The sequence below is a fragment of the Rhizobium sp. M10 genome (assembly GCF_002531955.1).
Taxonomy (GTDB): Bacteria; Pseudomonadota; Alphaproteobacteria; order Rhizobiales; family Rhizobiaceae; genus Rhizobium; species Rhizobium etli_C.
Window position 1 is genome coordinate 1 of sequence record NZ_NWTA01000038.1, and the last position, 12921, is coordinate 12921.

The 12921-nt window shown below is 56.0% G+C and carries 12 protein-coding genes and 4 pseudogenes; 8 read left to right on the forward strand and 8 right to left on the reverse strand.

The window, feature by feature from the left end:
• Nucleotides 1–2: 2 nt before the first annotated feature.
• From CO671_RS31285 to nodD1, 8 genes and pseudogenes are all read left to right on the forward strand, one after another.
• Nucleotides 3–1838 carry a carbamoyltransferase gene (locus CO671_RS31285; RefSeq protein ID WP_244597436.1) on the forward strand — a complete coding sequence of 612 codons (1836 nt, stop codon included), beginning with the start codon at nt 3–5 and terminating at the stop codon, nt 1836–1838.
• A gap of 194 nt (nt 1839–2032) precedes the next feature.
• Entirely contained in the window at nt 2033–2428 is a 396-nt protein-coding gene (locus CO671_RS31290) for an FkbM family methyltransferase (protein ID WP_011053455.1), read from the forward strand.
• Nucleotides 2429–2487: 59 nt separating this feature from the next.
• Entirely contained in the window at nt 2488–2919 is a 432-nt protein-coding gene (locus CO671_RS34405; RefSeq protein WP_011053456.1) for an IS5 family transposase, read from the forward strand.
• 3 nt (nt 2920–2922) lie between these two features.
• Nucleotides 2923–3273, forward strand: a complete 351-nt coding sequence (locus CO671_RS34410) for a transposase (protein WP_237359921.1) — start codon at nt 2923–2925, stop codon at nt 3271–3273.
• A 487-nt stretch (nt 3274–3760) separates the two neighbouring features.
• A pseudogene (locus CO671_RS31305) lies at nt 3761–4055 on the forward strand (transposase); the annotation flags it as partial.
• Nucleotides 4056–4068: 13 nt separating this feature from the next.
• A pseudogene (gene istB, locus CO671_RS31310) lies at nt 4069–4585 on the forward strand (IS21-like element helper ATPase IstB); the annotation flags it as partial.
• Nucleotides 4586–5126: 541 nt separating this feature from the next.
• Nucleotides 5127–5459 (forward strand): nodulation protein NolE, encoded by a 333-nt coding sequence (nolE, locus tag CO671_RS31315; protein WP_010022281.1) that lies wholly within the window; start codon nt 5127–5129, stop codon nt 5457–5459.
• 168 nt (nt 5460–5627) lie between these two features.
• On the forward strand, nt 5628–6566 hold the full coding sequence (gene nodD1 / locus CO671_RS31320; protein ID WP_029532439.1) for a transcriptional regulator NodD1: 939 nt from the start codon (nt 5628–5630) through the stop codon (nt 6564–6566).
• 352 nt (nt 6567–6918) lie between these two features.
• Here nodD1 and CO671_RS31325 read toward each other — a convergent pair whose 3' ends face one another.
• From CO671_RS31325 to nodB, 8 genes and pseudogenes are all read right to left on the reverse strand, one after another.
• Nucleotides 6919–7335, reverse strand: coding sequence for a cupin domain-containing protein (locus CO671_RS31325; protein ID WP_010020624.1), 417 nt, complete (start codon nt 7333–7335; stop codon nt 6919–6921).
• 206 nt (nt 7336–7541) lie between these two features.
• On the reverse strand, nt 7542–8330 hold the full coding sequence (locus CO671_RS31330; RefSeq protein ID WP_011053461.1) for an ABC transporter permease: 789 nt from the start codon (nt 8328–8330) through the stop codon (nt 7542–7544).
• Between the two features lie 3 nt (nt 8331–8333).
• The gene (gene nodI, locus CO671_RS31335; protein ID WP_016737487.1) at nt 8334–9284 is read right to left on the reverse strand and encodes a nodulation factor ABC transporter ATP-binding protein NodI; all 951 of its coding nucleotides are present in this window, start codon (nt 9282–9284) and stop codon (nt 8334–8336) included.
• A gap of 63 nt (nt 9285–9347) precedes the next feature.
• Nucleotides 9348–9635: pseudogene (locus CO671_RS34415) on the reverse strand (carbamoyltransferase C-terminal domain-containing protein); the annotation flags it as partial.
• Nucleotides 9636–9764: 129 nt separating this feature from the next.
• Nucleotides 9765–9968, reverse strand: a pseudogene (locus tag CO671_RS31340) (carbamoyltransferase N-terminal domain-containing protein); the annotation flags it as partial.
• 35 nt (nt 9969–10003) lie between these two features.
• Nucleotides 10004–10621 (reverse strand): nodulation methyltransferase NodS, encoded by a 618-nt coding sequence (nodS, locus tag CO671_RS31345; protein ID WP_011053463.1) that lies wholly within the window; start codon nt 10619–10621, stop codon nt 10004–10006.
• 15 nt (nt 10622–10636) lie between these two features.
• On the reverse strand, nt 10637–11968 hold the full coding sequence (gene nodC, locus CO671_RS31350) for a chitooligosaccharide synthase NodC (protein WP_097609017.1): 1332 nt from the start codon (nt 11966–11968) through the stop codon (nt 10637–10639).
• Nucleotides 11969–11975: 7 nt separating this feature from the next.
• Nucleotides 11976–12635 (reverse strand): chitooligosaccharide deacetylase NodB, encoded by a 660-nt coding sequence (nodB, locus tag CO671_RS31355; protein ID WP_011053465.1) that lies wholly within the window; start codon nt 12633–12635, stop codon nt 11976–11978.
• Nucleotides 12636–12921 lie beyond the last annotated feature (286 nt).

Below are 12921 nucleotides of genomic sequence, written 5' to 3' on the forward strand. Positions count from 1 at the left end.
ACATCGACCGCATCGCGTATTATGCGACCGAGGCCTATTGCAACGCTGTGCTCGAGCGCGTGCGCCTCTCTCACCCAAGTACCCCAATACCGGACGCGAGACTGTTGTTGTGCGGATTACTCGGGCAAGAATTTGGTGCCGAAATTGATCCCTCACGTGTGTCGTTCGTGAGCCACCATATGTCGCACGCGGTGAGCTCGTTTTTCATGTCGGGCTTCGAGCGAAGTTTGGTCCTCTCAATTGACGGCGGTGGAGACTTTCTTTCGGGGCTTTTGGCGATTGGTTCCAGCACGGAGATTGAGCCACTCGTGACATTTCCGGAGAATGATTCTCTAGGGCTGCTATACTTGGAAACGATCCGCTACCTAGGTTATGGCGCGTTCGATGAATATAAGATCATGGGTCTGGCACCTTACGGCAATCCCGCTTCGTACCGCGAGATCTTCGAACAATTTTACGAACTCCTAGACGACGGTGGTTATCGGGTCCATCTCGACCGAGTTGGTCCTACGTTGCTCAGTAACATTCAAATACGCCAGAAAGGCATGCCGTTCACGCAGCAGCATAAAGATGTGAGTGCTTCACTGCAGGAAGCACTGGAACGGATCGTGTTCCACGTCCTACGGCATTACACCAAGGTTACGGGCATCGAACGACTGTGTTTGGCCGGAGGAGTGGCTCACAACTGCACTTTGAATGGCAAGCTGCTGTACTCGGGGATGTTTGACGACATCTTCGTGCAACCGGCTGCCCATGACGCTGGCTGCGCACTAGGCGCCGCATTGATGGCGTCTCATGATCTGGGGCATCCGGCACCTCGTGAGCGTTTGCAAAACGTCTATTGGGGACCCGACCTGGAGAGCGAAGGAAGCGTGGAGGAGGAACTTTTTGCTTGGGGCCAGCATCTCGAAATTGAACGGAGTGATGACGTGACAGGCAAAGCAGCCGAATGGATTGCGGATGGCGCCGTGATCGCCTGGGTGCAGGGGCGTTCGGAGTTCGGTCCACGGGCGCTAGGCAACCGGAGTATTCTTGCTGATCCGAGGCCGGCGTCAAACAAGGATCGAATTAATATGATGGTCAAGAAGCGGGAAGGCTACCGCCCATTTGCTCCCTCGGTATTGGAGGAGGACGCCGTGGAATTTTTTGATCTGCCAGGTACCTTGCGCAAATTTCCTTTTATGAATTTCGTAGTGTCTGTGCGCGAACCCAAGCGTAGTTCGCTAGGCGCCATCACGCACGTAGATGGTACGGCTCGTTTGCAGACAGTGTCACGCGAGACAAATCCCGCATATTGGGAGCTAATCAATGCTTTCGGGAAGCGAACCGGCGTTCCGATCTTGCTCAACACGTCGTTTAACAACAACGCCGAGCCGGTAGTGGATTCGGTTAGGGATGCCGTAACGACTTTTTTGACGACCGACCTGGATGCACTTGTGATCGGTCCATTTCTCGTCAAGAAGCGAATCTCAACGATGGAGGAGTGGAATAAACTAGCAGTTTCCTTGCCACCTTACGCAAGTCTCCATCAGGCGCGTGCATATTCCACCCTGGATCGGCAAGAGACTGTATGTGAGATCCGCACAGGCGCCTCCAGCCTGCAGGCCGTGCGTATTTCACCGGAGTTGTTTGAACAGCTAATTAGGATTGAGGGAGAAGCCCTGGTTGGCGACATTTTGGATGGAATCGCGCCTGTTTCAGGTAGTCGTGAGACTTTCCTAAATGAACTTCGGCAGATTTGGGAGCAGCGTTGCATATGCTTAAGCCCGGTACGTGGCCGCAAATCACAGGTATCCGTCCCCGCTGAGGCCTCGGTGACTAGTGGGCTTTCAGCATAGCTTGGGGTCGCGTCGTTACGCCAAACAAACTCGCGAATAGCAAAGCCCGCGACCGACAATGCGCCGTGCCCACCTAATCGCACGGCGACGCGTCAACAACCATGTCGAAAGAAGGGCCAAATGGCTCGGTATTTCAGTGATATCCTGTCCGAGCTCGTTCAGCAGGGGCACTTCGAAAAGTTAAGGAGACTGTGATGGATCCGGTGTGTGAGTTAAACGTACATCGACAGATCGTTTCGCTTCTCGATAAGCCTAACCCTGTAATCTTTGACATTGGGTGCAATGACGGAAGCGATGCTCAACGCTTTCTGCGCCTTCTTCCGAGCGCCCAGCTCTATTGCTTTGAGCCAGACCCCAGAGCCGCTGCACGCTTCAAGGAGAAAATGGGTTCTGATCGGGATCGGATGAGGCTATCCGAGGTTGCGATCAGCGACCGAAACGGGATGATCGAGTTTCATCCCAGCAATGGCAATGACAGCGCTAAGGAATGGGATCTCTCGGGCTCGATACGCCGTCCCAAGAACCATCTTTCTGAGTACGAGTGGGTTCGGTTTGACCCTCCGATTTCGGTTGAGACTAGGTCCTGTTGACAAAGTGGATTCCCAAATCAGCCTAGGCGTGATTCAAGACTGCTTTTTAGGAAGCAGCTATGGCACGAGGCGATTTGAGTGATGAGGAATGGCGGATTGTCGAACCGCTATTGCCGACCGAGCGTGGTCGCAAGTCTCGGCCATCCCACGACAACCGCCGCTTTTTTAACGGGATGCTCCATGTTCTGCGCGTCGGCTGTCCGTGGCGCGATATGCACGAGCGATATGGAAAGTGGAATTCGGTCTATGTTCGTTTCCGCCGCTGGGCCGAACAAGGTGTTTGGGACGCACTTCTGGAAACGCTTGTCGAACTTGGATTGACCGATGACTGGCAACATATGATTGACAGCACCACGGTTCGCGGCCATTCGCAGGCTGCGGGCGCTAAAGGGGGACTTATAAGGAGGGTTTTGGTCGATCACGCGGCGGCTTTACGACAAAAGTCCATGCCCGCGCAGACGGTCAGGGACGTCCTCTCGGCTTTGTCCTGACAGGTGGCGAGGCTTCTAATTATAGCTAGCGCCGTTCCAGCGCTTCTTACCATACCCGTTGGCAAACCTAAATCATTCCTTGCTGACAAGGGCTACGACGGCGACTCCGCCCGCGAAGAGTTGCTGATCCACGGCATTCGGCCCGTGATTCCGCCAAAAGCGAACCGGAAAGACCCGCCTTCCTGCGACTTCAAAGTTTATAAAGACCGCAACCGCATCGAACGAATGTTCAACCGGCTCAAACAGCTCCGACGGATTGCCACCCGTTACGACAAGACCCGAACTTCCTTCGAAGCGTTCCTTTTGCTGGCCGCCGCAAAAATCTGGCTGCCGCACTTCATGGAACGCCTTTAGCCCAGCAATGGCTCAAATCGCCTGTAAGCCCACCATCGCCTATCAACCGGAACCTTCGGTCCATCCGATGGTGGGGATGTGAAGACAGTCATTATTGTTTCATAACCGAAATCCGAGATGACCTCGGATGCGACTACCTCCATGCGTTCGCGGTCATCATCGCTGAAATCGGGATCGACCAAGAATTCGAGGACAATCTCGTTGCCACTCCAGCCACACGTAACGGCGGCGAGCGTCGATGATACGGCCCCGAGCAAGGCGCGTTGCACACTAAGTCGAAGTCGTATTTCCCGATCAGCTCCAGACATCAAATCCTCCGTTAGGAGCCATCTTATCGCATTATCACTGCTGACTTTGTCAACAGGACCTAGGAGTGGAGGGTGACGTTTTGCTTAAAAACACAAGCCTATAGCCGGTTCCCTTTTTGGGATTCAAGAACCGCGCCGAGTTTGCCGGAGGCTTCAACTCATGAGAGATTGGAGCCGATATGAGCAAGACAACGAACAAATTCTCGCCTGAAGTCCGTGAGCGTGCCATCCGCATGGTGCTGGATCACGAAGCCGAGCACCCCGCGCGGTGGGCTGCCGTTTCATCTATCGCGGCCAAGATCGGCTGCTCGCCGGCCACGCACGCTGCACGAATGGGTGAAGAAGACCGAGGTCGATAGCGGTAAGCGAGCAGGCCGGCCGAACGATGTCGCCGAGAATATGAATGCTCTTGAGCGGGAGAGCCGCGAGCTTCGTCAGGCCAACGAGATTCTGCGCAAAGCGTCGGCGTATTTTGCCCAGGCGAAACCTGCCACCGGAAAAGACGCTCGACAGCTTTGATTTTGATGCAGTCCCTATGGTCTCCAAGGCCCAGGTCATGGCCATTGCCGCTGCGACAGCTGGGTCGCGAAAGGTGCCAATATCCTCATGTTCGGTCCGCCGGGCGGCGGAAAGAGCCATCTCGCCGCGGCCCTCGACCTCGCGCTGATCGAGAACGGTTGGCGGGTGCTGTTCACTCGCACGACCGACCTCGTCCAGAAACTGCAGGTCGCACGGCGTGAACTCCAGATCGAATCCGCCGTCGCAAAGCTCGACAAGTTCGATCTGCTTATCCTCGACGACCTGGCCTACGTCACCAGGACCAGGCCGAAACCCGCGTGCTCTTCGAACTCATCTCCCAAGATATGAGCGGCGGTCCATCATCATCACCGCCAATCAGCCCTTTGGAGAATGGAACCTCGTCTTTCCGGACCCGGCCATGACGCTTGCCGCGGTAGACCGACTTGTTCATCACGCTACGATCATTCGAAATGAACGTCGAAAGCTAATGGCGACGTTCCGCGATGGAAGCTAAACGTGGTCGACCCAGCCGGCTTGCGGCCATTACCTCTATCTCATTGCAAACGATGACACTGAAACGTCAGGAATCCGGTCTTCTCCATACAAGGCAGCCGATCGAACAAAATGTCGTAGCCTGACGGGAGACGCAGGGGTGTCCCTCCCGCACGCGGCGCCCTTTGCTATCCCGGATGAAGGGGATGGCGGCAACGACATGCGCAAGCCCACTGAGGATAGAAGGACTGGGTGAAAAGGCGCCCCTGAAAACAGTGGGTTTGGCGACACTTGTTGGCTCGGGCAGGCAAGACGTCGTCTACATGCATCAAATGGATGACTCGCATTTAAACAATAGATTTCACCAATTTTCGCGGATGCTCCATAGACGGCCGTCTCCACTCCACCGGGTATGATCCGTTGAAAGGCTCTCAACCAATCCAACAACGCCTGTAGCCCCGAAGCACTGGCGGCGGGAATGGCATCAATCCTACCTGGTATCGCCTGGCCTTAGTCGAAGAAAGGAAACGTCTCATGAAGGTTATTGGTTACTACGTCATCGTTGCAGCGTTGCTCGCATTGACATTGCGGGCCGGGCCGTCACTTGCAGCAGATGATCGTAACCAAGATTGTGGCCCGGCGGCAAGTGACCCCCGCGCAAACCTGAATGGTGCTGACAAAGCCCATTCAGCGGAGCACACTCAAGACTTCAATTGCCAAGATACTCCTGCCGAAGAAGGTGAGTGCTACGAGTGCGTCTTACCCCCCGAAGTACATATTGAAGGCGCCGAAGTGATCGACGTCGCAGACCGAAACCTTTATCCGCGGAAAACACTGCTACTCGCCAGAATGATCAGGCACCACTGAATCGTGTCGGTTGAAGGTAGCAGTAAGACCATCAAAGCCACGGCGGCTGGAACATCGATACTTTCTCAATTTTAGGCGACCCTTTGCTTGCTGATCTCTCGTGGCGGCGCACACTGCGAGACCAAGCCTTTTCACCTTTTATCTCGCCACCTCGCTATGGATGAAGACATGCGGTTCAAGGGCCTTGATCTGAATCTCCTCGTCGCACTCGACGCCTTGATGACCGAGCGTAATCTCACGGCGGCAGCGCGCAGCATCAACTTGAGCCAACCGGCCATGAGCGCGGCCGTCGGCAGGTTACGCACCTATTTCAATGACGACCTTTTTACCATGGTCGGTCGCGAACTCGTTCCAACCCCGCGTGCGGAGCGGCTCGCGCCTTCGGTCCGCGAGGCTCTGCTTCACATCCAGGTTTCGATCATATCCTGGGATCCGTTTTGCCCTGCTCAATCGGATCGCTGCTTCAGAGTCATTCTTTCCGATTACGCCGCACTCGTTTTTTTTGAAAAGGTCGTGACGCGTGTCGCCCGAGAAGCGCCCGCCGTCAGCTTCGAGTTGCTGCCGATCGCCGATAACTACGATGATTACTTGCGGCGCGGTGACGCCGATTTTCTCATCTTTCCGGAATTGCTCATGTCGCGCGCACATCCTAAGGTGGCGTTATTCGAGGAGACCCTCGTGTGCGTGGGCTGCCGCTCGAACAAGCTACTCTCGGAGCAACTTACACTCGAGAGGTATATGTCGATGGGGCACGTTGTGGTGAAGTTTGGGAACGCTGCTTCCATCGAGGAATGGTGTTTGCTTGGGCACGGGCTTAAGAGACATGTCGAAGTAGTCGTGCAGGGCTTCAGCATGGTTCCGTTCATGCTTTCAGGGACCGAGCGCATAGCGACAATGCCCTTACGCCTGGTCAAGCAGCTCGAAAAGACAATACCCCTGCGGATCGCTGACCTTCCGCTACCTTTGCCCGCGTTCACACAGGCCCTCCAATGGCCCGCGCTTCACAATAGTGATCAGGCAAGCCTCTGGATGCGGGACGTGCTATGCCAGGAAGCATCCCGCATGCCTTCGCCCCATGAGGTAATGAGACGTCTCAGGATTTCCTAGCATTCTTTCGTGGTTTTGTCGTTCGGCGTGATTCATGGCGTCGGAATGAGGAGCCTCTTTGAAACGCCGCCGCTACAGTCTCACGGATGATCGATGATCCTGTCGCCGCTGGCCCAACAGCCGCGCTGACTGACGACCAAGTATGGAGGAACTGGACAGATGCTCTCCTACGCCCGCCGTTCAGCCGACCAATGAAACAACCTCCTCGACAGTTTGTCGACGACGCAAGTCGAAGGTTCACGCAGCTCCAATCGACATTAGCAAGGAGCGGCAAACCAACCCCTAATATGGGACGGGTTCACCACATCCGAGCCGTGGCGCCAGATTGCCCTCCGGTAATACCTCAACGTCTTTATTTTTGCGGCAGAACATTCTCACTGCCCTTTTCCACCTGATCGATCACGAGCAGCTTTACCGGCTCGGTGCCGTTGTTCGCCCCTTTATGCCATATGCCCCAGGACTCGACGATAAAATCCCCTGCCGTGAAAATGCTTTCTTTCCCAGATTCTGTATTGGTGACCGTGATCTCCCCCGAAAGCACATAGCCATAGCGCTGATAGCGATGCTGATGAATTGGTAACGTCGCACCGGGCGCAATCTCATAAATCGAAGCGATGACCTCGACATCCTTCCGTGGAACGATGATGGGCTGACCGGCAATCGTACGATCGGTCCTTAAGATAAGCGTAGCCGCGACCGCTTTGTTTTCGAACGCGTTCGCGGGACACGCCAGAGCAAAGAGCGCCGTAGCGATTGAGATGACCTTCATTTGCTTTTCTCCTGATACACGCCGGATCTTCCTGAAGGGTGTTTGCTTCCGAGTTCGGCCAGTTGCAGAGCGAAAAACCTGCATCGTCTCGCCGGCGCCGACATGGGTTCGTTTGTTCCCGGACTATGATGATTATCTTCAGAGCTCTGCGGGTCTTTTCAAGACACTGCATCGCAATACCCCTCCTGGCGTGGTGGCGAGTGGCGTCAAGACATCAGGCGCCGACGCAACAGCGCTGCCGACAGGAAGAACGGCAAAAGCGCGTAGATGCAAAGCGCGCCTATATGCAGGCCCATGCTGCTCGCGGGGCGCCCAAGCATTGCCGGGCGTATGAGGTCGATCGCATGCGCTAGAGGCAAGAACTGCGCTACCTGCTGAAAAGTCTGGGGCAGTTGCGTGATTGGAAACACCGCGCCGCACAAGAACAGCATTGGTGTGAGGACGAGCGTCTGGTAAAAAATGAAATACTCGTAACTGGGCGCAAGCGCCGTGACTACCATCGCAAGGCTCGCGAATGCAAATCCAGTGAGCATGATAATTGGCAGCACATAGACGACTGATGGCCACGTCGCATAGCCTAGCACGGTGGCGACGATTATGATTCCCGTACCGGCAAGAAATGCCTTGCTCGCTGCCCATGCCAACTCACCCAGGATGATGTCCCCAAGTGTCATTTGTGTGTAGAGCATGGCTTCCCAGGTGCGTTGGGCGTGCATTCGCGTAAAGGCCGCGTAAATCGTCTCGAACGTCGCAGACGTCATCGCGCTTGTCGCCACCATGCCGCCCGCCAAGAATGCAACGTAGGTTGTGCCGTCAACGCGACCCACAATAATTCCGAGGCCAAGGCCGAGGCCAAACAGGTAGATCATAGGATCGGCCAGACTTCCAACAATTGACGCAAGTGCTACTTTCTTCCATGCCAGATAGTTGCGTCGCCATATCGCAATCCAGTTAAAAGCGTTGGCGGGCAGAGCCGCAGCACAACCTTCATCCATCGTTCACTTCTCCATCTCGCGCCCGGTCAACCGCAAAAATACATCCTCAAGATTCGGCGGACGCTGCAGAATGCGCAAGCCCGCGCGCTGCCGTAACCGCACACGCACCTGCTCCGGGTCGGACACATAGCAAAAAAGGGTCTCGCCGCTAATTTCGATGCGATCGGCATATGGCCCGACCAGCGATTCCAACTCATGCGGATCGCCGCCGTAGATCTCAATGACTTCGCACCCGATCAGTTCATCGATCAGGTCATGCGGACGCCCTTCGGCAATGCTGCGACCTCCTTCGAGTACGCAGAGTCGATCGCATAACCGTTCGGCTTCTTCCATGAAATGGGTGGTCAAGATGATCGTTTTGCCGCGCGTAAGCAGGGAACGCAGGCGCTCCCAGATCAGGTGGCGCGCGTGCGGGTCGAGACCGGTGGTCGGCTCGTCCATGACAAGTAGCTGCGGGTCATTGATCAACGCACGCGCTAGCGTCAGGCGCCGCTTCATGCCGCCTGAAAGTTCAGACACACGCGCATTCACCTTGCTCTCTAGGCGTGCAAACTCAAGGAGCGACGACATGACCGCCTCGACTTTGCGTGTATTCATGCCGAAGTAGCGGCTGTAGACCAGCAGATTCTCGCGCACAGTGAATTCAGGCTCAAGGTTGTCGAATTGCGGCACCACGCCGATACCCTTTCGCGCCAAGCGAGCCTGGGCAGGCACCGGCACGCCGAGCACGGTAATCTTCCCCGCATCAGGGGCTGTCATGCCAAGGATCATGCGTGCGATCGTGCTCTTGCCCGCGCCGTTCGGTCCAAGCAGCCCGAAGCATTCCCCCGGGGAAACGCGGAACGATAGCGCGCTGACCACGGCCTTGTCGCCATATGTCTTACTTACGTCGGAAAAATCTATTGCGGTCATGAACATGCGCTCATCTGACCGTCGGGCGCCGTTGACCGGCATTTCTTCGGTTGGTTGGGTTCTTCCTGGTCCATCGCACCGTATGTGTTCATTGCGTCTCCATTAAAGGGCTGCAGCAGAATCCGGGAAAACGCCTCGTCCGTGGTAATTGGCACTCGTGTTGCAGAGCAGCCGAATGTCCCTGAGCTTGTTACATTCGAAGAGTAGCTCGGCGCCTTCACGGAGAGAGTGCCTGGGATGGTCTGAAATCGTGCAGATTCATCGAGATGGACAACAGCCGGAATTCTGTCCTGGCATCTCATCCGGGTCTGATGGTTAAACAACATTTCGCAATCCGGAGTTCGAGGGCTGACTATATAAGGCGCACGGGTCCTCCAGGCAGATCGGCGCCACGAGGCGGAGCCACGGGCTGCGGTGGCCGCGCGGCACCTATCACGAGGATAGTTCTTGCAGGGAAATGCCCTGTCATTGGAACGAGACCGGAGCCCTCGACGGATTCGAGAGAACTTTCAGCATTGCACCCCAGCCGTCGATGATGATTTGATCAAGAACGCGTGGATCCGGACCGTGTTGCGCCAAAGCGGCGCCAATCGCGTCGAGATTGTCGACAGTTTCATATCGCGGGTTGCTGCCCCGCTTCTCCTGCTCGACGCAGAAGGCGAGCCACCCATTCTCGACAAGCGCGTCCGCTCCGTCATGGGTCAATTTGATACCACAGATGCGCATAGTGTCTCCATGTCTGAACGTCGAGGGTTGAGCCGTTAGGAGGCAGAAAACGGATTTCGGAAACAGGCGAGCAAGCAATCTTCGTTGACCGACTCACCCCGACACTCAAGCCGCTCTACCTCGAGCAAAGTTTCGTTCAGCATGCCGAGGATCGTCTCAGCACCAGCAACGTGGCCCCAGCGACGACAGTTGGCGTCGCGCGCCGATCCGAAAACCAGATATCCATCTGGCGCAAGCATCCGCACTAAATTCCGAACAGCCCCTCTCATCTCGGCTATTCCTCCGATGTAGTAGAGCACTTCCGCCACAACGATCAGATCAAACCTCTCGTCAGGTGAAAACTGTTGAACATCAGAGACTATCCAGCTGATGTGCGGAGAACCCCTTATGCGTCGACGCGATCTTTCTATAGCCTGAGGCACAACATCGATCACGGTGAGCCGTTTGCAGTGGGGGGCTAGCTGCACCGTAAATGCGCCGGCAGCGCATCCCACTTCGAGCGCACTTGAGATGGATCCCTGGGCAAGCGCCAAGCGGAGCATTTGCGTGTGACGCTCACGCTCGAATGGATTGGCGTCGAGTCCCCATGGATCGGGTGCAGCCAGTTCCCGATTCAGCAATTGATAATTGTCGCTCTGTGTCAACTCGTTCACCTCGGTAAATAGATCTTACTCGTCGCTGCACATGCAGTCAGACGTCGTTCGCCTGGCAGGATGGCGGGCGGGCTTGAGCCTTCGAGGCGCTGTCGCATGTCCAGAACATTCTGTAGTGCGTGCATCAGCCGTCGGATGTTGATTCGAGTTGCCAGCAGAGCTGCGCGACAGCCAGTCGCTATTGCTCAGCGTGCACAGCGCGTAGGCTTTCAAGGGCAGTAGCAGAAAAATATTGATGAATGTATGCAGAGAGAATCCGAGGAACCGTAGTTGGCGGGCCCGAAGCGCTACAACGCTGCAGCGGATCATCGTCATGGCCACAATCATCTGGGCTGCCAACCAAGGCGCGGTGCCCGTCAATGCAAGCTGTGCGAGTCCCGTCAGCACTGATAGTGCCAGAAGCAGCGGTCCGAGGTTCTGTCCGACGACGTCGAGCGTAAGGAAGCGATTGAGGGTGGGCAGCAGGCGCAGCCCAAGCAACGTGTCCCGGAACGTGCTCCGCGCCCAGCGTAGTTGTTGGCGCAGATACGGTCCTAGCTTGTTCGGAACGACTGTCGCTGCGATGGCGCTCGGCACGTACTCTGTTCGAAAGCCTGCCTTCAGCATGAGAATGGTGAGATGCCGATCCTCACCGAAATCGCTTGGCTTTCCCCGAAAATACTGTGACTCGTACTGGTCAAGCAGCGAAGCGAGCGCAGAGCGACGGTACATAACACATGGACCGCAGCAGCACATAACGGCACCGAAGCGAGCTTGTGCCGCACGCTCCTCGTTGCAAGCCAGCCAGTACTCCATGTCGATCAAACGGGTCAGCCAACTGTCGTTTCGGTTGCGGGCCGTCAACTGTCCCATGGCCGCGCCGACAGCCGCATCTTGCATTTTAGGCACGAGCTTCCTGATGACATCAGATGCGAGGATCGTGTCGGAGTCGACGTTTAACACCATATCTCCAGCAGAGCGGCGTATCGCAGCGATCTGTGCCTTCCGTTTGCCGACATTCTGGGGAAGCAGGAGAATATTGAATCTGGGGTCTCGCGCGAAGGCCTCGTGCACAAGTCGCAAAGCCTCGCGATTTTCGGAACCGTCATCAACTAGGTAAACCTGCAGCCTTCCCCCGTATTCCTGACCCGCAATAGAAGCCAGGCACTCCGAAAGCGTGCGGGGATCCTCGTTGAAGCTTGGCACGATGACATCTACGCTGGGCAGCTCGTCAAAGCCGCCCAAGCCGTGGGACGCCAATGAAACATCGGTCGGCAGAGAATAAACGGCCTGCATGCTTTTATATGCAGTCGAGAGAAGTGCATAAAGCGAGACGGCGACAGTGCTGGTTGTGTCAAGCATATCCATCGGATCTTCAGAACTCCCGAGGAAGCGAGCGAAATACAAAGCCGCGATCATGCAAAGCTGGAATTATGCTAGATAACGCCATGATAGTCTGGTGGCGCAGACTGTGGTCAGCTCCTTGCTGCATTTCACTGGAGGGACAACCGTCGTGCAAGAGCACGATTGACCCCGGCCGGACAGACTGCAGCACATCATTAACAATGGCGTCGGCCCCGGGAAGAGACCAGTCTCGCGGATCTACCGACCAGTGCACGGCAGTGAGTTCCGCATTCGCCGAAGCCTTGAGCACTTCTTCGGTCCAGATGCCGTAAGGAGCTCGGATGTGCCGCACCACCGCCTGAGGCGACGCCATTTTTATGGCTCTGTTTGTCTCGAGTATCTGACGTTGCACCTCGTCGGGTTCGCAGTCAGACAGGTCTGGATGCGTCATTGTGTGGTTGGCGACTTCATGCCCCTCTGCAATCATTCGCTGGATCAATTTCGATTGATCGGCCAGGAACTCGCCGATGACGAAGAATGTTGCCGGCACCCGGTGTTCAGCCAGAATATCGAGAATCTCCGGTGTACAAAATGGATGCGGACCGTCGTCGAACGTCAAATAAACGCTGTGACGACCAGTGCCGTCATCGCGCTCACCGTGCACTTCGCACGAGCAATCGAGGTGCGTCATTGCTCTCGTCCTTTCCGGTAAATTATCCTGGTGGCCATTCGGAGACCGGCCGCCCAAAGGTAGGATGATGACGCCACGCGTGGACGCAGGTCGAAACGCGCGTGTGGCAGCGTGTAGCGTACGCCGTTTCCCAAAATAGCGGTCACCAGACCGCCTCGTTTGAATCTGTCAATACGCGGCTCGTTGCGGACTGTACCGAGTGCGAATGTAAATTCCCTCGACATGGTCGGAGTTGCGATTCCTTTTCCGCAACGGTTCCCAACGCACGTAAATCGCATGCAAAGGC

What these genes read in the sequence shown, in the direction of transcription:
- CO671_RS31290 (WP_011053455.1), top strand. Translation starts at nt 2,033, where the DNA reads ATGGATCCGGTGTGTGAGTTAAACGTACATCGACAGATCGTTTCGCTT.
- CO671_RS34405 (WP_011053456.1), top strand. Translation starts at nt 2,488, where the DNA reads ATGGCACGAGGCGATTTGAGTGATGAGGAATGGCGGATTGTCGAACCG.
- nolE (WP_010022281.1), top strand. Translation starts at nt 5,127, where the DNA reads ATGAAGGTTATTGGTTACTACGTCATCGTTGCAGCGTTGCTCGCATTG.
- nodD1 (WP_029532439.1), top strand. Translation starts at nt 5,628, where the DNA reads ATGCGGTTCAAGGGCCTTGATCTGAATCTCCTCGTCGCACTCGACGCC.
- CO671_RS31325 (WP_010020624.1), bottom strand. Translation starts at nt 7,335, where the DNA reads ATGAAGGTCATCTCAATCGCTACGGCGCTCTTTGCTCTGGCGTGTCCC.
- CO671_RS31330 (WP_011053461.1), bottom strand. Translation starts at nt 8,330, where the DNA reads ATGGATGAAGGTTGTGCTGCGGCTCTGCCCGCCAACGCTTTTAACTGG.
- nodI (WP_016737487.1), bottom strand. Translation starts at nt 9,284, where the DNA reads ATGCCGGTCAACGGCGCCCGACGGTCAGATGAGCGCATGTTCATGACC.
- nodC (WP_097609017.1), bottom strand. Translation starts at nt 11,968, where the DNA reads ATGGATATGCTTGACACAACCAGCACTGTCGCCGTCTCGCTTTATGCA.
- nodB (WP_011053465.1), bottom strand. Translation starts at nt 12,635, where the DNA reads ATGACGCACCTCGATTGCTCGTGCGAAGTGCACGGTGAGCGCGATGAC.